A 16,704-nucleotide genomic window follows, 5' to 3' on the forward strand; every position below is an offset into this window, starting at 1 on the left:
GTGCTGCGTGCCGAGCCCCCGCGAGCGCGGAGCGCATCTGGGAGGCGCTCAGCTCCACAGGTGGATCGATGAAGATCCCCGTTCTCCGGAACATCTGTTGCTCCTCCACGACGCAATCGCGCGATGACGGAGTCGGATGTCGCCCCAGCACGATCGAAACTATTATCCGCCAGTACCAACCCGGGCCGCCGGGCACCGATTCTTCTGGCTCCCCGCAACATTCGGCCCAGCAGGGCCATCAAGCGACAGTCGCCGATGTCGGTCGAACGCCACCGGTTTGAATGCTCTGAACGGCAACTGCAGACCGGCATGTCCAGTGCATAAGCGTTCGGAACTGGCGGAACCGACAACCATACGCAACCGGGCAGCGGCGGACATTCTTCTGCCGCAACGACTCCCGTGTAGCACTGCATCGCGGCCGGGTTCGCTGGGCGCGTCACTCCACGATCAACCGGCGGGCCTGTTCGATAAGTTCCTCCGGGTGCGGGGGTGTGCTCTTGCACGACTGGCCAACTTGCCGGCCATAGGCGTAGACAACGACGGTATCGGCCATCGTGACGTCTTCACGCGCAGCGGCGTGCCGCACTTGCCGGTAATTGACCGTACCGAAGGTGATGTCGGAGTACTCGGGCTGATGACTGAGCCCGAAACAGGCGGTCAGGGAGCTCCAGCGCTCGTTGCTGCGATACTCGATCACCACAATCTCATTGCTCGTAGTGAACTCATCGATCGTCTTCCATTGCCCGTAAGGGCTGGTGTGAGGATCGAAGGCGATCCACGTAACTGGCATCCGCGTCACCTTTCTGCGAGCTTCCCGCCGACCTGAGAAGCCTGTGCGGAGAGCGGGTTTCGTGTCAACCGCCAGTCCCGATCGCTCAGTTGACATCCGCCAGCCGGAACAGGCGTGGCCAGCGGGCGCGGCGGCCAGCTCAGAACGCGCGGTTCTCGCTCATGGTCGCAAGTGACCGGAATGTCTCTGCGCTACAGGGGAGATCGCCGTGGCTTGTTGCGGCGCATGTCGGTGGGGTTCGCTACCGTTCGGCCAGTCGTCGGAGGACGAGTTATGCCGGGATGGGGTTTGAGATGGGCTGGAAGATAAGCGGATTGGTCGTGGAAGGTGCGCTGGATCCGTCCCGATTACCAGGCTACCCGAGGGACACCGGGGAGACCGTCGGCATCGACGATGTACTCACCGGGGCTATCGACTACGCGGTCACGTCGTCTGGGGATTGGGCTCTTGTTCTCGATCGCGACGGTAGGGCAAGCTTCGATGACGAAGCGCTGGAAGCATTTTCGATTCATGGTCGGGTGTTGGCATTCGTGACCCACAGCGTGGTGACGTTGCATGGATTTGCGTGGTACGTCGACGGTTCGCTGGTGCGCCGAGTCTTCTACTCGGAAGGACAGTTGGCGGATGAGTACGGGGTAGCGATCACGGCGGAGGAACGAACCGAAACCCCGCTCGGGGAAGAGGACATCTTCGAGATCATCTGGGAGCTGACCGGATTGGCTTGGAGCGTCGCGGATGACGCCCGGTACCAGCGGTGGACCTGCACAGAACTCCCTGACTGACTCTGCTGTTGTCCAGCGGCGGGAAGCCGCAAATAGTGCGTTCGGTGCGGAGTACGCGCTGACCGAGGAGGGACATGCCATGGCCGCCAGCGGGTCGGCGCGGTTGATGAAGATGATCACGGTCAGTCTCAGTGAGCGGTTGGCCGCGGAGGGCTTCGCCCCGTCGGTGGTGCCGGAAGGGCTTACGCCGGCCGAGCCGGGCAAGCGCTATCCGCGCTACCGCAGAGAATGGTTCACCTCTCCCGCGAGCAGCAATACTCAGCTGAGGCGGGTGGTCGAGGCCAACATGCTGCGAGACAACGGCGGGAGCGTGGGCCTCACGTGCATTGCAAGGTTGATGGCAGACCCGGTCGCTCGATTGCGAGCGGACTTGTCGGCCGAGGCGTTGGAAAGGAATGCCAAGGTGCGGTTGCCGGGGTGCCTGGAGTCGGTTCAGTTCGGGTTCTTTCCGCATCCGAGCCACCCTGGGAAGGCGACGGTCTGGATCAGCGTCGAGATCGATATCGATTATGGGGTGGACCGGATCATGGGCTTGATGGGTGGTCCGGTCGCCCAATGGTTCGACCAGCGTGCGAGTCTGGCGCAGCTTGTGGAGTTGGCTCGCATGCCGAACTTGACGGACATGGACAGGTCCAATCCGGATCCTGGGCGGTTGCGTGATGTCGTGATGTTGGCGTTGTCGCAGGGACGTGCCCAGGAGGCGGTGTCGTTGATGGAGTGGTATTTGCAACGCGACCGGTTCCACAACTGGGATTCCCTGGAACGGGCGTCCGCTTTCGACGCGGAGATGTCGGTTCGTTTCACTGAGTACGCTCACCTGCGTCGCAGCGAGGGCTCGCTGTCATGATTATTCGGGAACACGATTGAATCGACGGGTTGTAGCGGGTTCTGCTATCGACGCTCCTCGTCCTCAACTCGATGCGGGTTCAGGCGGTCATCGTCCAGGCCGCGGTGTTGCATCGATTTCTGACGTTTTGAGTGGCGGATGGGAAATTTTCGCGACGAACCTTTCAGAATGCCGCTTAGGGCCACTAACAGCAACGGAAATCCTGCCGCCCCCACAACGAATCGCACCCGATTACCTGCCCAGATCATCAGCGAATCATATTGCCACGCATCAGGAAACGCCGTCGACCAACCAGTTTGGACAGCCGACCAACGCGCGGGAAGCTGTGCGGGCTCAGGCGGTCATCGCAACACTTCATCGAGTGCTTCTGATGGTGTGCGGAATCCGAGTGTTTGCCGAGGTCTGGCAGGGGTGTCGTGCGTGATGCGATCATGCTGGGCGACAACCAAGTTACTGAGTCACGGGGTACTGATGGGCGACTACGACTGGGCCGAGTTCGCGACGAATCTTGCCGGCCGGTACATCGAGTTGTTGTCGGAAGAACTCGCGCCGAGGCTTCTGCCCGGGGGTTTTCAGGTATCGCCGTCTCGAAGCGGTGACGATGACGAACTGCGGTTCAGTGGCCGGGTGCCGTTGTTCCCGCAGTTGACCAGGGTGATTGATGTTTTTGTCGAGCCTCTGCGGGATTGGATGGGGATGACGGCCTGGGCGCGCGCGGTGTCGGCCGAGGTTGGTGAGGTGATCGGTGGCCTGCCCGAGTCGGCGCAGTTGACGAACTGCGCGGACCCGCGTACCGAGCTCGGCCTGGTCGACTTGGCCGGGTTTAACAGCTTCATCAACGCAGGTCCGTACGGTTCGTTTGCCTTGCGTGATGAGTCGAGCGTGCGCGGTGCGGCGGACTGGGTGGTCCTGGAGTGTGTGAATGGTCCGGTGGGCGAGTGGTTTTCGCAGCGTGATGATCTGACGAAACTTCTCGGCCTGGCCAAGTATGCGAGGCCGCGGTCGGTGGATCAGGTCAACCCGGATGCCAAGCGGTTGAGGGCTGCTGTCATTTTGTGCTTGTTGAACGAGCGTTTCGCGGACGCGGCCGGGCTGATGGGCTGGTACCTGGAGGCGGGACGGTTCAGTGTCTTCGATTCCTTCGAGCGGGCGTCGGCGTTCGATGCGGCGCTGTGTGAGCGGTTCCCCGGATATGCGCAAGCCCGAGCGCTGATCGGCTGACCGCTGGTGGTTTCCCCATTTTCTGGGCTGAGCAGCTGCCGCTCTGACGAACCCTGCGGCAGAACTACAGCACGACAATCGGCAGATCATTGCGTTCGACCAACACCAGATTCCTTCTGCCGGTTGATCTTCCGAAATTCCGTGCTGGCCGTTTCGAACAGCGCGGTATGCGGCATGTGAGTGCGTTGCCAATTGAACCCGCCTGATCCGACGGACTGTCACAACAATCATCTACACCGTTGGTGGATCGAGCTTGAGTGTCATCCAGATCGAGTCGCCGCGTTCGGGATCCGGGTCGACCCGCCCGCTGCGGTCGAAGCCGAGTTTCTCCAGCACGCGGAACGAAGCCGTGTTCCACTCTCGCACCGTCGCCCACAATCGTCGTCGCCCCGTACATGCCGCGGCCTCGACAACGGCCCGGCCAGCCTCGGTCGCATACCCGTGTCCGTGGGCTCGCCGGACGAGCTCGTAGGCGATCTCCGGTTCGGCGTATGACCCTTGGCCGACGATCAGACCGCAGTAGCCGATGAACTCTCCAGTGTCTCGAACCTCGATGGGAAGCAACCCGAGACCAGGATCAGCACCGAGAGGGTTGGCCACCAACCACTCACGCATTTCCTCCAGGGTCGGCCGACCGTCCGCGCCGATCCTTCGCCGGGCCCGCGCATCGCGCTCGATCCACAACTGCCGGTGTTGCTCCGCGTCTGAGGGCCGCCATCGCCGCAGCCGGAGTCGCTGGGTCGACAGACTCGCCGGAAAGTTCGAGTAGGCCACCACGACCCGAATCTACGCGACATCCAACCAGCGGATCAGCGTGTTCGAGGGACCGAAATGGCCTCGGCTCATTGATCTTTGAGCCCGCTGGTTTGCCGCATCGACCCGCCCGCCTCGCGGCATGACAGTGTGTTGGTCACTCCCTACTGCAGCGGCAACTACTTCCGCCGAACGCTATTCCGACGCAAGTACCTCGTCGCAATAGCGGATAGCTTGGACTGCTTCCGTGGTGGTGCGTCAGCGAAGACGCGCGATCGACAGGGGCGTGGGAGGCGGTTCAATCCGAGGGCATCGACTGCGAAGGCTTGGGAGAGTCCGTCTCTCCATGCCTGAACCTCCAGGTCGATGGGAGCGGCTATCGCCAGCGCACCCGACAGCGCCCATACGACGTCCTCGGTGAGCTCGGTGTAGTCACTCGAGGTTAGGGGTGGGTGCAGTTCCTTCGCCCAGTTTTCTGTCCCGTTGCCCGGGGGCTCGGACCAGCCGTGCGCGGACATAAGAGCTTCCTGCTCTTCGGACATTCGATGTCGCGGGTCCAGGGTGCGGTTCGACGCCACCTCGCAATAGATCTCTCCGGGCCAGTGCACGATCTGGGCGTATCTATCGTCGGTCGCGCGCAGGGTCAGGTAACCATCGGCAGGCATGCCGGCCAGCACCCGCGCCAAACGGTCAGCGAGATCTGGCCAATCGACCGGCGGGGCGGCGAGCTCAGGCTGGAGCCTTCGGCCATCCCCGAGATCTCTGGCAGGATCAGGTAGTTCCCAGTCCTGGTCGGGTAATCCCCAGTCGATCGTGACTCGCGCGTCGGGTACCAGCTCGGCGACTGAGTGTTCGATCTGCGCCTCGAAACGAGGCCCCCACTTGTACCAGCGGGTGATACTCATGGGTGCAGGATCGGTTTCCCCGCGGACCACGAATATTCCGTCGTCGAACGCTTCGCAGTACGTAGGCACCTCGTAGTAGACGCGCTCATGCAGCAATACGGCATCTACCGCGGCGAGCACAGCCCGGGCGAGTGCCTCATCGCCGTCGAACCTGATCGTCAAACGGAGATCGATGTTCTCTGACACGTACTGAAGCTAGATGAACCTTCCGACAACCACTTCCGCTCTACGGCAATCGAGTGCCTCGGGCACGCGCCCGCATCGTGTAATCGGCAAGAGCACGCGCCCGGAACTGCGGCCGGCCAACCAGTTTGGACGGCCGACCAACGCGCGGGTCGCGGCATGAGCGGATATCAACGAAGCGTGCAGGGCCACTTCTCGGGTCGGTCTTCACGCGGCGGGGGATTGCGCACCTCGTGGCAAAGGTCTGGCCCGGAGCTGAGAACCTTCAGGCTTCCCTCAACCCGAGGATCGCAACGTCGGGATCAGGAGTGTCCAGCGCGTCGCACCAGACCGTCACCGTCAGATCTGTCGGCGCAGCTAACCGGAACAAACGCACCATCGCATCGACCGCTTGCGCTGCAACACGCTCGCAGGACCAGGTATCGAAAGCGAGCTCGATCTGCCAGGTGGGCATGCCCTTGTCATCAGGTGCGGTCCACCCTGCCGCACGAAGCCACTCGCCCTCGACATCAGTCATATTGCCGCCGATCGAGCAGATCCACTCGGCCAGGAACTGGATGCACTGGCCATTCGGCATGTTCAACTGGACGACTCCGCAGTACGGTATCTCCTCCAAAACGGTAGCCAGACGACCCGTGAAGTGCTCCCAGCTCACGGGCGGCGCGGCGGGCTCTGCCGCGCGCGACCGCCTGTCTGAGTAGCCATCGGGATAGTCCCATTCAAACCTCACCACCGCCGTCGGTGCTACTGCAGACACCTGCCGTTGCACTTGCTCCTCGAATTCGGGCACCCAAGTAAAAAACCGACTGAACCCCAGCGGCCGCGGCGAAATGACCCGCACATCGACTACTCCGTCGTCGCTCGTACGCCGGACGACCGCGACATCGTGCTCGATGCCCAAGCCTCGGACGACATCTTCGAACACTCTGAACACACGTTCCGCGTCCTGCGGGACGAGGCCGTAGACAGTGAAACAAACATCGATGGGGGTTGACACACCCGAACGTTACCGCCGGTCATTGAGTAGCGACACAACGGCTTTCAACACGGGCTGATGCCGGAGGCGCTGACAGTCGTCCCAAACCGTATCAGCCTGGAGTCGCCGCAGACTCCTGATTCAGGTGCCCGCAAGCGGCAGGTGAACGCGCTCTCGCTCATTGGCGTAGTGCGGCCTGCGGACCCAGATCGCCTCCGCCGGTTGATCTTCGGCTGCCCCGGCTTTGGCCGTTCCGAACCACGCGGGTCGCGGCATGAGCGGATATCCGGTCGCGGACGTGGAGGTTTGTCTTTAGGGTCACGGCGTGGCCGGGATATGTAGTCGTGGCGGAGAGGTGTCGTGGGATGAGCAGATTCGCTGAGGTCATTGTTCTGGCACGTGGGGCGGAGGAGGTCATGAAACATCTGGAGCAGGACGATGATTCCCGGCGGTGGCATCAAAACTTCATGGCGATCGATGATACGAAGTTCTCAGGGGCGGGATTTCAGTATCGGTCTAGCGAGTGCTATGCCTGGATTATCCAGTTCTCCCGAAACACCTGGGGTGGGCTGTTGTCGTATCTCGAAGCCTTGCCGTGGCCACGCCCGGACTCGGTGCAGGTTCTCATCCGCGACGAGGAGGACGACTGCTTCGGACTTTGGATGATCTACGACGGCAAGCTGACCGAAGTGCCTCTTCCGCGAACGGAACGGATCGAGTCCCCCGGCCACTCTGTCACCGGTGTGCTGATCAGACAGGATCGGCAAGAACCATCCTGACATCGGCATGTGCGGATGTTTGATATGTCATGTGGCGGAGGCCATGTAGGCCGCGAGGATGTAATTCGGGTGCCGGTCGAGGTTGGTGCGAGCGCGGTCGTAGCGCATCGTGGTGCGTGGATCGGCGTGCCGGGCGGCGATCTGCACATCACGCAGATCGACGCCAGCGTCGAGCATGGTGGTGACGAAGGTGTGCTGCAACATGCGCACCAGGGCGTTTCAGGGACTGGTGAATTCATTGCGACGCACTCAACTCCATGTCCACACTGCCGTGTCGATGGTGTCCGAACCCTGCACGCGGAGCTTCAACTCCGATAATGAACTGGTCGTTCGCGCACGCAGTGCCCATACCGCACAGTGCGCGAGATGCTGGTAGTCGCGGAACATCACCGGCGACGAGAGCTGCTGATGCCAGTTGAGGCGGGTGTCGTTCGGAGGTGTCCAGCCTTGGTACTCGATCATGTGCCTTTCCGTGCCGTCGCCCATCCGCCATTCTGGGTCGGCGAAGTCGGGGCTGCCGAGCTCGACATCCAGCGCTCCGGGCTGGGAGGTGAAGCGAGCGAACCAGTTGTCTTCTCCGCCAAGGACGAGACTCGATTTGGTGGGGATGCCGGTGGCCAGCATCGCGGCCAGGTCCTCGATCAGCTGGTTCCATGAAGCACGGGCGATGTCGTCCGCCGCCAGCCGCAGCGCGATGGTGCGGCTTCTCTCACGTTGAGCTGGGCTCACCAGCTCCACAACGATTCTGTTGTGATCGCGGATTGCCCCGACGACCGCTACGGGAAACTCCCAGCACAAGCTTTTGCTGTGTCGCAGAGTGCCGTGGACGGATTCTCCCAGCGTGTCTCGGAATCCGCCGAGAGCGGTCTGCAGTGCGCGGTCCAGTTCGCCGTTGAGATGGGAATAGCTGTCACTGTGAAGGTCGTAGTCGCACAGGTCGCTGCTGATAGTGACCTCGACACTCTCGAGCGTGTCGCCGGCGAGCCAGAAAATGGCCTGCGGGGAGCCTTCCAATTTTAGGCCGGTCGTGGCGTAGATCATGCGGTCGAGTTTGAGGTCCGAGACGTCGCGCCACCCGGCGTGTGCAGCGAATCGTTCCACATCGGTGCGGGTCCAGGTCCAGTCGAAGTTCGACGCGGCGCGGATCACATCCAAGCCCCCGGGCACGTCGAGCTCGACGTCGTCGTCCTGATACGACCGCGACGGATTCCTGGGAAGCTCATGGTCATTGGAGGCATAGACTGCTCGTGGCCTGTCGTCCGCCGGTCGGAGTGCGGTGGTGTCCAAGGCGCCGCCGCCGCGACGCCAACCCTCTGACTGCAACTCGTTCGGCGATCCCACACCGATTGCCTGTAATCCGGCAACGACCCGCGACGCGAGGTGGCTGTAGTCCGGCGTCCGTATCGGCTCGGTGCAATCGCGACTCCAGTTGTCTTCGCCGTCCGGCGGTATCCACCCGGCGGCGATGAGTACCCGATCGACGTCCTCGCCGTATTCCCATTCCGGACCGACAAAGCAGGAGTGGCTCAGCTGGGCATACAACGTGCCGGAAGTCTTGGCGAATTGGGCATACCGGTTGCCGGACGCGCTGATGATCAAATTGGTGTCGCTGGGGATGTCTTCGAGATACTGGGCGAGGGTTTCGGCGAACCGGTCCCAGTCGGTCAACCCGGAACGCCGCGTGACCCGCTCTTGCTGACACCCATCCCAAAACCGTTGCCACACAGGGTTTACCAGCATCAGTTCGACGCTGTGCCGCGACGTGACGATGCCGATCGCCACACCCTCCAACTCCCACACCGACCCGTGGTCGGTGCCGATCGCCCCGACCGTGGGCTCGCCGAACACCTGTGCGAGAGCGGCGGTGACCTTTTCGGCCGCCGCGGCCAGCAATTCCGGTGTCTCGTGTTCGAAGCTGTTCGGGCAATCGGAAACGATGACATGCACCTGGCGTAACTCGGCGTCACTGTGCCAGAAAACCGCCGAGCCACCCCACACCGTCAGTGCCGTCCGCACGAACGAGGCTTGTTTGTCCGCACCTTCAATCGTGGCCAGCTCACTCCACCCCACGGATCCGGCGAACCGCTCCCTATCGGTGAGTGACCATTCCCAATCGAAAGACTCAGCTGCCCTGGCGATCTCGACCGCACCCATCACATCCACTCGCACCGGAATCCTCATCACGGTCGCGACGTTAGCGCGCTGCACCGACAGGTAGATGCTGTCTGTAACGAGGACGCCGTGCGCCGCCACAGTCGTTCTACCTGCGGCCACGTGCTTTCATTCAGACGGCCACCGCCGCGTCACGTCATCGCGTTCGACCGCCCGGCGCGCGTGCATCTGCCAACTGCAGCCGTGTCGATGCAGCAGCAACGACACCCGTTGGTCGTGCAGGACGCATGGAAACGACGCCCGATCACGGTCTCGACCCGCGCCAATGTCCAGCAGTGATCGGCATCATCGTGCGTCTGCTGCAGTTCATTGTGCTGAAACCCCACACGGGAAGTCACCGGTCTCGTGCAAGAGCGGTCTGTTCTCCAGCGTTCAAGGCACCACGATTCGCGTGCTGCGTCGCCGAACGTCGGCACGTACATCGGTGGCACCGTCGTTCTGTTCGATCACGGTGTCGGAGAGGCTGTATAGCCTGTCGCGTGTGATCCCGCATCGGCGGGCACGCTGCAGAGTTGGTTCCAGCTAAGGGATTTCATGTCGTTCGATATCGATCGGAGCGCCGCCGAGCGTGCGGTTATCCAACTACTCGCCCCGGACGTCGAATTGCCCAACGACACCGACAGTTTGACGGATCTGCTGTGGGTCAAAGACATCGTGACCTATGTGCTCCTGGACGACTGCCATGGCGCGATCCTCGACCATATCCGTGCACTGCCCAGTTATCCGAGCGATATGGACTGGAGTTGGTACCGCGACTACATCAGCGAACTTCCGTTCCTGGACCACGGAGAGGGGATCGATCGGCTCCTCGAGCTCATCGCCGAACACTGCAGACAACTCGGCGTGCTTATGGTGAGCCTCGATACCCGCGCCGACAACCATGCGGTCGGGTTCGTCGAGGCCAAGCACTGGCAGCGCAACGCCGACGTGGTCACTCAAGCCCACCCGCTCCTGTCGATCATTCGTGAAGGCTCACTGAGCAGGCTGGGCGGTGACACCCAGCACGGCCCGCACCAACTGGCCGAATTGCGGCGCCAAGCCGAGCAGCGGCGTCAAGACATGACCGAATGGGAACGGTTCGCCGAAAACATCGTTGCGCTGCTGGACGGCGGTCCTGTCGGCACGATGGCAGTGCTGGATTGCAGTCGAGGCGGTGTCCAGTTCTCCGACGAACCAGACGCGTTGTCCGTGGAATCCCTCCGAGATGACGCAACGCGCGATGACACCGAGATCAACCAAGTGCTGGCCGAGCAAGGATGGGCTCCCTTCGAGGAATCCTGGGGCCCAGTATGGGAATACCGCATGCCCGCGCGCTATCCCAGATACATCGGCACATATCGGCAGTTCGCTGACCAGGTTGTCATCGGGCTACGAGCATCGAAGATCAACTCACCCACCGAACTGACGGTCTACGGCTACAACATCGTCTCCCAAGCCGACGAACCAGACCTGTCAGTTCTAGGCATCCCAGTCACGGACGGTTGATGTTCAACTGGCCTGCGCCGCCGCTCATTCCGTCGGCCTCAGATCAGTACGGCCGGTTGCTCTTTCGCCTTCTCGTGCTGGCCGAATCCGTAAGCGCGCTATGCAGTGCGGTCTCAGGCGGGCTCATCGCACGCAACTCGGCAATTGCGGACGCTCCGTTGGCCTCAGATCGGCTCGGCCCGTTGATCTTCAGCCTGCCTGGGGTGCCGGACCTGTCAGCGATCACTCGCGGCAATGCCTGACCCAGCGCTGTAGCCCGCAGGATGAACTAACGTTGGCGGGTACGTATCATGATCTGCGGAGGGAACGTGTCGGAGGGGACGCCGACCGGTGTCAGCTATTGGACGGGTGCGACCTTGTCCGTGACGCTTGGGTTCGGCACGTTGGTGGCCATCGGGCTCGTCGCTGGTGCTGCCTGTGACTGGCGGTTCCATGGCGGACCAATGCCGAGTTACTGGCTGGCCACAGCTGTCGGCGGGGTGATTCGGTTGGCAACACGGGGGCGAGGGCGTGACGTGATGCACGGTGTGAGCGCGGGGATATTGGCGAGTTCGGCACTCCTGCTGGTGATCTCGATGGTCGGTACCCTGCTGTGGCTCACGGTCTGATCGCGATCCGATGACCGATACCCAGCGTGAATCCACCGCGGTCGACGACACCGCATGGTTCGGACGGTCCTCGTTCCACGCCGCGACCGTGGTGACGGTGCTGACTGCCGCACCGATTCTGATCCTCGTCTACACAGCCGCTCTGTGCGCAGTGCTTGCCGCCATCGAGTTGCTGACCGCCCTGTACCTGATGATCTCACCAGGTACGTCGCGGCAAGTCGGCGTCGGAATACTGTTCGGGTTGATCGGGTCGGTGATCGCCGTCGGGACATACCTGATCATCACCATCACGCTGGCCTGAGCCGATGACCATACACACGGGCGATCGCGCGACCACGCAGGTGATCCATCCGCTGGCTGTATTGGCCGGCGAGGGTCTGCTCGAGGAGCAAAGCTGGCCCGGTGTCGCCCGAGTCCTTCTCGATCAAGGGTTTCGATGGCCGGCCCTTCCCGAGCTCGCGGCATTGTATGAACCCGAGGAATACCGAGTTGTCTCGAGACTGAAAAACCTTGCCACACAAACCGACCGCGACCTCACCGGCAGTCCACGCCTGGACCCTTGGGACGTGATCGCGGGTCTCTACGGACGCGCCTGGCGGTTGGGGATGCTCGATGAGACCTTGGCGATGTGGCGTATGGACCACGTCTGGTTCCACATCCGAGACCTACAGAAAGATCACAGCCACGGCGTGAGGATCCTGTGGACGGCCATGGGCGTGAAGGAATTCGACGATGACCACCCATCATCGGATGTCCCCGCCCGAGCAGAAGCTGTTCTCTCCGAGGCCGATTCACTGCTGGAGCCACACGCGTTGAGTTACCCACTGTGCGAAGCGATACGCGAAGCCATGGACAACGCCGGTTACTGAAACCCTGTCGATCCTCGGCATCCCCGCGCTAGCCTGTTCGATCATTGCAGTCAGTGGCAGTAGCGGATCTGCCAGTGCACCGGCCCGGGATCGGCGACCGCCCATTCGCGTCCTCATATTGTTGCGGGTATGACGATTCGGCTCGCGCGGCCAGTGCGCGGAGTTACCGTGCGCTCCAGGAAATCTCCGGGCAACTGTGCACCCGACTGGGGCTATGCCGAGCTGGACTTCGAGCCGGTCACCGACGACGAATCGTCTTCTGTCGAGTTCGCCTGCGAACCGTGCGAGGACGAGGAACTCGCGAAGGCCCTCGCCGAGGGAGCTTTGATCGAGCTGGCGGGCGCGGGCACTCATGATCCGGACCGGCACCGGGGACACGCGGTCCTGGCACGAGTGGTGGTCCGCATCATCCAGCAATCTCAGGTCGATTCCTGCGTCGCGGTCTATCGCGGCTTGGGCGTCCTGGCTGTGCGTGAAATGCTCAGCTGCATCGCCGAGGACCGCGTCCCGCAACCGATACAGACCAGGATCAGCATCGGGTTTCGGCCATGACCCGAGGTCGGCTCAGTAGTCGCCGCGCTGCGGCCGATGTGACCGAGCTCGGCGACCGACCTCCGGCTTCGCTGATCGACGACGGTGCTGCGCCGCAATAGGTTTCGGTTGTCGCGAGCCTGCGCTGGCCGGGTCGCCTGAGCCAGGAGGCATTGTCGGATGTTGTTTACTGCAACGGTTCTGGCGTTGAGCGGACGACGGTGAGGCTCGGTACGGTGACGGTCATGGCGAACGCGTACTACCTGATGGAGCTTTCGGCCACTCTCGATGCGGGAGTATCCGAGAACGAGATCGCCGAGTTGCAGTGGCATCTGGGACTGCAGCCCAGTCCTGCGCCACCACTCCAACTGGCTGATGCTGTGAACGTTTTCCAGCGAGGGCCGGCGTACCGCCGCGGCACTGATCCCGATCTGTTCGCTGACCTCGTCCAAAACCCGGGGGCGGGCAACTGGGTACTGACGGCCTGGCAGGAGCCCGATCCGGACGAGCTCGAATCCCTCGAGCTGCTGTTCCTGTGGCTGGCCGCCCGAACCGATACCGCCACAAGGAATATCGACGGATCGGTGTGCCTCGGGCGCATGCGGTTCTGCGATGAAATGAAATGGACGAACACGATCATGGTTTTCAGTGATCAGTGGGTGGCGTATCCGCGCATTCCCGGGCCGCTCGCATCAGAGCTACTGCCCGCAGGTAGTAGCGCAGCGGCAACCTGGGAGGATTTCGCGGTCCGGCTGGCGGTGACATTGTCACGGCTACGCGAGGACGAATGCGTCTCCCTGGAAAACGAGCAGGTTCTCGTTCAGTTCCTCGACTTCTCCAGCGAAGAGATCGTCGGTCATATCGGCTTCGACGACGCCTCAGCGCAGTCGGGTGATTCGGGAACGGACATGCGGCAACGGGGTTGGCGCGAACCAGAGGGCCTGCACAACTGGCATCGTCGTCTGCCCCGTCCGATCAGCGCCGCACAGTTACAAGGTGTGGCCGAGGCGACCGTGTCGGCCCTGCGGGATGTCGTCGGTGTTCGATCGCCACAGGACCTTTCACTTTCCGCGTTCGGCAACTACCTCGGCGAGAAGCCCGATGTATCGGCCATGGGGTTGACGTTGTCTTCGTAGCTCTCGGAGAATCGGCCGAGAGCACGTCCGATCAGGCTCTTGTGTCGGTGGCGGTGGCTAACGTCTGTGTCGTGGACGAAGCGCTTCAGTTCGATATATCCGGTGCCATTGCCGTCGCACTCGCATATTTCGAGAGCGCCTGGGGTGACCCTCTCGACGGTACGGATATCGAGATGATCCGGGCGCGATGGGTCTTCCCGCAGGTGGTGTTCAGTCTTGAACGTCGATTTCACTCGGTCTTCTTCCGACTGACCAGTCCTGCCGCATACGAGACAGAATCCGCCACCATGGCGATCTCCATTCGCGCCGGTAGGCCAACGCCTCTCGAGTATCCGGCTCGGCTTCGTCCGCTGAAGCGAACTGAGAACCGCATCGGCCGACCCGGGCTTCCACTCTTCGACAGTCGCGCGCGTTCGATCGGCAGGTATTCGGTTTGCCTTCTCGCTGAGAATAGCCAGACGGCCTGAACGGCCGAAACATCAAGGAAGGCAAGCATTGTGAGCGCGCAATGCACATCATCAGACCCGGCGAAGATACTGTGGTGGAAACGGCGGTGGCGGATCCGCAGGCGGTCGGCGATCGTGGTTGTGCTGTGCGCGATCGCGGGCCTTGTCGGCTGGGCGGTGTGGGATGACCACCGAGTAGACAACTGGGGAGGGGAAATGACCTTCCAAGTAGTGGCAGGCCACGACAGCGGTCCGCACACCGACGCTCTGCTACCGGTCAAGCCCTTGCCGGCCGCGACTCCCCAGTTCGTCAAAGACGCTGCCGCCGAGGTGATCATGGATTTGGTCCGGCCTGGAACAGTGCCGGACGGTACTCGCGTGGTGTGCCATGTCGATGTGTGGTGGCGTCATTCGGAGATGGGGACCAGGTTCTGGATCGAAAGCTGCACCCCGAACATCGACCGCTACCAGTGAGTCGCCAGATTCCGAGCTTGATGTATCGCATGCGTCCGAACCTAGGAGTTGGAGTGCGCTCCAACGCAACTGCTCCTCGGTCCGGAACTCACAGGCGTCGAACACTGCGACGGCCCCGAGATTGCCCTGTGCCGTTGACCTTCAGCTCGGTACCTGCGCGACCCCGACGGTCCGTCAGAGGAGGGCGCCGCCGGAGACCTCGATGCGCTGGGCGGTCATCCAGCGCAGGCCCTCCGATGCCAGTGTGGCGATGGCGTCGCCGATCTCTTCGGGTTCGCCGACGCGGCCGAGCGCGGTCTGCCCGGCGAGACCCTGGCGCATCTGGGCGTCATCGCGCATGGCACCGCCGTTGAAGTCGGTGGCGGTCGGCCCGGGGGCAATGGAGTTGACTCGGATGCCGCGGGGGCCGAGTTCTGCGGCCAGAGTGCGGCTCAGGGCCTCGACGGCGGCTTTCGAGGCGGAGTAGACCGAGGTCGCGAGACTGGTGTGGCGGGTCAACGACGACGAGACGTTGATGACGCGGGCGCCCTGCGCCAGCAGCGGCACAAGCGACTGGATGAGGAAGAACGTGCCTCGCACGTTCGTGCCGAACACCGTGTCGAAGTCGTCGGCCGTGACAGCTTCCAGCGGGCCGAAGACGCCGACCCCCGCGTTGTTGACCACGATGTCGAGCCGTGAAGCCCCCCAGCGCTCGAGCAGTCCGCTGAGCTCGGAAGTGAAGGCTCCGAAAGAGGAGACGTCGCTGAGGTCGAGACGCACGACAGCGGCAGTCCCGCCCGCAGCGTGCACTTGCTGCGCCGTCTCCTCGGCCCCGGCCGCATCACCGCGATGGGTGACCACGACCCGCACTCCGCGCGTCGCCAGGGCAAGAGCCGTGCTCCGACCCAGGCCACGGTTTGCACCGGTCACCAAAGCGATCCTGTCGACTGTCATCAGCTGCTCCCTCATTGCACGGCACCCGAGAGACTGCGGGCGCCGCAATCAGATGCGAGTCGCTCGACTCGCCTTTGCATCGCAACTGTAGGCATGCCAAAAGAGGCGAGTCAAGTGACTCGCCTCGGAGCTAGGGCATACTGCACGCATGGCAGCAGAGCTCTCCACACATCACCGCCGCCTCGCCCAGCAAAAGCGTGAGGCGATCATCTCCGCAGCCACGGACCTCTTCCTGAACCGCGGTTACGACGGCACTTCCCTCGCCCGCATTGCCGAAGGGGCGGCAGTCTCGAAGTCCACGCTGTTCAAGCAGTTCCCCACCAAGGCAGCCCTTTTCGAGGCCATCGTCACCGAGTCCTGGCAGCGCGATGCCGGCGGCACTGTCGCACGGCCTGAGGTCGGAGACCTGCGTTCCGGCCTGACTTCCATCGGCCACCGCTACGCCGACCTGATCGGCCGGCCCGGCATGACAGCCCTGTTCCGCATCGTCATCGCCGAGCTGCCCCGCTTCCCCGAACTGGGGCGGATGCAGTTTCAGCTCGGCAAGCTGCCCTACTTCACCTCGGTCCAGCACTACCTCGAGTCAGAGCACGAGGCCGGTAATGCCGACGTCCCGGACGCCGAGAGCGCCGCCAACCAGTTCCTCGGGATGATCGCCAACTACGTTCTGTGGCCCCGCATGCTGCTGACCGACTGGAACCCCGCAGCCTCTGACATCCGCTACGCCGTCGAGCAGGCCGTCGAAACCATGCTCGCCCGGTACACCACCGATCGACCAGCCTGATCCGAAACCGGAATTCGTACGCCGGTACCG

General features: G+C 62.7%; 20 protein-coding genes. 12 read left to right on the plus strand and 8 right to left on the minus strand.

All coding sequences use genetic code 11. The annotated features are described in order from the left end of the window. Window positions 1-436: 436 nt before the first annotated feature. Window positions 437-790, minus strand: coding sequence for a hypothetical protein (locus OG326_RS30770; RefSeq protein WP_327140645.1), 354 nt, complete (start codon window positions 788-790; stop codon window positions 437-439). A 293-nt stretch (window positions 791-1,083) separates the two neighbouring features. Between OG326_RS30770 and OG326_RS30775 the strand changes: the two genes are divergently transcribed. The 3 genes from OG326_RS30775 to OG326_RS30785 all read left to right on the plus strand — a co-directional run bounded on the left by OG326_RS30775 (window position 1,084) and on the right by OG326_RS30785 (window position 3,640). Next, complete coding sequence (locus OG326_RS30775; protein WP_327140646.1) at window positions 1,084-1,572, plus strand: DUF6461 domain-containing protein; 489 nt, start codon at window positions 1,084-1,086, stop codon at window positions 1,570-1,572. Window positions 1,573-1,651: 79 nt separating this feature from the next. Further along, window positions 1,652-2,419, plus strand: coding sequence for a hypothetical protein (locus OG326_RS30780; protein ID WP_327140647.1), 768 nt, complete (start codon window positions 1,652-1,654; stop codon window positions 2,417-2,419). Between the two features lie 471 nt (window positions 2,420-2,890). Continuing rightward, window positions 2,891-3,640 (plus strand): hypothetical protein, encoded by a 750-nt coding sequence (locus OG326_RS30785; protein WP_327140648.1) that lies wholly within the window; start codon window positions 2,891-2,893, stop codon window positions 3,638-3,640. Window positions 3,641-3,871: 231 nt separating this feature from the next. Here the strand turns inward: OG326_RS30785 and OG326_RS30790 are convergent, their stop codons facing one another. The 3 genes from OG326_RS30790 to OG326_RS30800 form a co-directional block, all read right to left on the minus strand. Then, entirely contained in the window at window positions 3,872-4,417 is a 546-nt protein-coding gene (locus OG326_RS30790) for a GNAT family N-acetyltransferase (RefSeq protein ID WP_327140649.1), read from the minus strand. Window positions 4,418-4,572: 155 nt separating this feature from the next. After that, window positions 4,573-5,484: a TY-Chap domain-containing protein gene (locus tag OG326_RS30795; RefSeq protein ID WP_327140650.1), complete on the minus strand. Its 912-nt coding sequence runs from the start codon at window positions 5,482-5,484 to the stop codon at window positions 4,573-4,575. A 262-nt stretch (window positions 5,485-5,746) separates the two neighbouring features. Then, the gene (locus OG326_RS30800) at window positions 5,747-6,478 is read right to left on the minus strand and encodes a TY-Chap domain-containing protein (protein ID WP_327140651.1); all 732 of its coding nucleotides are present in this window, start codon (window positions 6,476-6,478) and stop codon (window positions 5,747-5,749) included. A 344-nt stretch (window positions 6,479-6,822) separates the two neighbouring features. On the opposite strand from OG326_RS30800, the gene OG326_RS30805 reads away from it, so the two are divergent. Next, window positions 6,823-7,236: a hypothetical protein gene (locus OG326_RS30805; protein ID WP_327140652.1), complete on the plus strand. Its 414-nt coding sequence runs from the start codon at window positions 6,823-6,825 to the stop codon at window positions 7,234-7,236. A gap of 27 nt (window positions 7,237-7,263) precedes the next feature. Here OG326_RS30805 and OG326_RS30810 read toward each other — a convergent pair whose 3' ends face one another. The 3 genes from OG326_RS30810 to OG326_RS43075 are packed head-to-tail and all read right to left on the minus strand — an operon-like array spanning window position 7,264 to window position 9,615. Continuing rightward, window positions 7,264-7,440: a tyrosine-type recombinase/integrase gene (locus OG326_RS30810; RefSeq protein WP_327140653.1), complete on the minus strand. Its 177-nt coding sequence runs from the start codon at window positions 7,438-7,440 to the stop codon at window positions 7,264-7,266. Between the two features lie 45 nt (window positions 7,441-7,485). Further along, complete coding sequence (locus OG326_RS30815; protein WP_327140654.1) at window positions 7,486-9,489, minus strand: DUF6301 family protein; 2,004 nt, start codon at window positions 9,487-9,489, stop codon at window positions 7,486-7,488. Window positions 9,490-9,516: 27 nt separating this feature from the next. Continuing rightward, complete coding sequence (locus tag OG326_RS43075; RefSeq protein ID WP_442790846.1) at window positions 9,517-9,615, minus strand: hypothetical protein; 99 nt, start codon at window positions 9,613-9,615, stop codon at window positions 9,517-9,519. A 327-nt stretch (window positions 9,616-9,942) separates the two neighbouring features. Here OG326_RS43075 and OG326_RS30820 point away from each other — a divergent pair, with 327 nt between their 5' ends. From OG326_RS30820 to OG326_RS30850, 7 genes are all read left to right on the plus strand, one after another. After that, window positions 9,943-10,893, plus strand: coding sequence for a TY-Chap domain-containing protein (locus tag OG326_RS30820; protein WP_327140655.1), 951 nt, complete (start codon window positions 9,943-9,945; stop codon window positions 10,891-10,893). Window positions 10,894-11,511: 618 nt separating this feature from the next. Continuing rightward, window positions 11,512-11,802, plus strand: coding sequence for a hypothetical protein (locus tag OG326_RS30825; RefSeq protein ID WP_327140656.1), 291 nt, complete (start codon window positions 11,512-11,514; stop codon window positions 11,800-11,802). 4 nt (window positions 11,803-11,806) lie between these two features. After that, window positions 11,807-12,370 carry a hypothetical protein gene (locus tag OG326_RS30830; RefSeq protein ID WP_327140657.1) on the plus strand — a complete coding sequence of 188 codons (564 nt, stop codon included), beginning with the start codon at window positions 11,807-11,809 and terminating at the stop codon, window positions 12,368-12,370. Between the two features lie 129 nt (window positions 12,371-12,499). After that, on the plus strand, window positions 12,500-12,922 hold the full coding sequence (locus OG326_RS30835; protein WP_327140658.1) for a hypothetical protein: 423 nt from the start codon (window positions 12,500-12,502) through the stop codon (window positions 12,920-12,922). 224 nt (window positions 12,923-13,146) lie between these two features. Then, window positions 13,147-14,037: a TY-Chap domain-containing protein gene (locus OG326_RS30840; protein WP_327140659.1), complete on the plus strand. Its 891-nt coding sequence runs from the start codon at window positions 13,147-13,149 to the stop codon at window positions 14,035-14,037. 71 nt (window positions 14,038-14,108) lie between these two features. Next, entirely contained in the window at window positions 14,109-14,504 is a 396-nt protein-coding gene (locus OG326_RS30845) for a hypothetical protein (RefSeq protein WP_327140660.1), read from the plus strand. A gap of 195 nt (window positions 14,505-14,699) precedes the next feature. Continuing rightward, complete coding sequence (locus OG326_RS30850; protein ID WP_327140661.1) at window positions 14,700-14,957, plus strand: hypothetical protein; 258 nt, start codon at window positions 14,700-14,702, stop codon at window positions 14,955-14,957. Between the two features lie 174 nt (window positions 14,958-15,131). On the opposite strand, the gene OG326_RS30855 is transcribed toward OG326_RS30850, so the two are convergent. Then, window positions 15,132-15,890: an SDR family NAD(P)-dependent oxidoreductase gene (locus OG326_RS30855; RefSeq protein ID WP_327140662.1), complete on the minus strand. Its 759-nt coding sequence runs from the start codon at window positions 15,888-15,890 to the stop codon at window positions 15,132-15,134. A gap of 148 nt (window positions 15,891-16,038) precedes the next feature. Between OG326_RS30855 and OG326_RS30860 the strand changes: the two genes are divergently transcribed. Next, window positions 16,039-16,674 (plus strand): TetR/AcrR family transcriptional regulator, encoded by a 636-nt coding sequence (locus OG326_RS30860; RefSeq protein WP_327140663.1) that lies wholly within the window; start codon window positions 16,039-16,041, stop codon window positions 16,672-16,674. The last annotated feature ends 30 nt before the right edge of the window (window positions 16,675-16,704 follow it).

It is taken from the genome of Nocardia sp. NBC_01327, from assembly GCF_035958815.1.
Lineage (GTDB): Bacteria > Actinomycetota > Actinomycetes > Mycobacteriales > Mycobacteriaceae > Nocardia.

Bases quoted from the DNA above. Each gene is read 5' to 3' on its own strand.
- OG326_RS30770 (WP_327140645.1), bottom strand. From the start codon at position 790: ATGCCAGTTACGTGGATCGCCTTCGATCCTCACACCAGCCCTTACGGG.
- OG326_RS30775 (WP_327140646.1), top strand. From the start codon at position 1,084: ATGGGCTGGAAGATAAGCGGATTGGTCGTGGAAGGTGCGCTGGATCCG.
- OG326_RS30780 (WP_327140647.1), top strand. From the start codon at position 1,652: ATGGCCGCCAGCGGGTCGGCGCGGTTGATGAAGATGATCACGGTCAGT.
- OG326_RS30785 (WP_327140648.1), top strand. From the start codon at position 2,891: ATGGGCGACTACGACTGGGCCGAGTTCGCGACGAATCTTGCCGGCCGG.
- OG326_RS30805 (WP_327140652.1), top strand. From the start codon at position 6,823: ATGAGCAGATTCGCTGAGGTCATTGTTCTGGCACGTGGGGCGGAGGAG.
- OG326_RS30810 (WP_327140653.1), bottom strand. From the start codon at position 7,440: ATGTTGCAGCACACCTTCGTCACCACCATGCTCGACGCTGGCGTCGAT.
- OG326_RS30820 (WP_327140655.1), top strand. From the start codon at position 9,943: ATGTCGTTCGATATCGATCGGAGCGCCGCCGAGCGTGCGGTTATCCAA.
- OG326_RS30825 (WP_327140656.1), top strand. From the start codon at position 11,512: ATGACCGATACCCAGCGTGAATCCACCGCGGTCGACGACACCGCATGG.
- OG326_RS30830 (WP_327140657.1), top strand. From the start codon at position 11,807: ATGACCATACACACGGGCGATCGCGCGACCACGCAGGTGATCCATCCG.
- OG326_RS30835 (WP_327140658.1), top strand. From the start codon at position 12,500: ATGACGATTCGGCTCGCGCGGCCAGTGCGCGGAGTTACCGTGCGCTCC.
- OG326_RS30840 (WP_327140659.1), top strand. From the start codon at position 13,147: ATGGCGAACGCGTACTACCTGATGGAGCTTTCGGCCACTCTCGATGCG.
- OG326_RS30850 (WP_327140661.1), top strand. From the start codon at position 14,700: ATGACCTTCCAAGTAGTGGCAGGCCACGACAGCGGTCCGCACACCGAC.
- OG326_RS30855 (WP_327140662.1), bottom strand. From the start codon at position 15,890: ATGACAGTCGACAGGATCGCTTTGGTGACCGGTGCAAACCGTGGCCTG.
- OG326_RS30860 (WP_327140663.1), top strand. From the start codon at position 16,039: ATGGCAGCAGAGCTCTCCACACATCACCGCCGCCTCGCCCAGCAAAAG.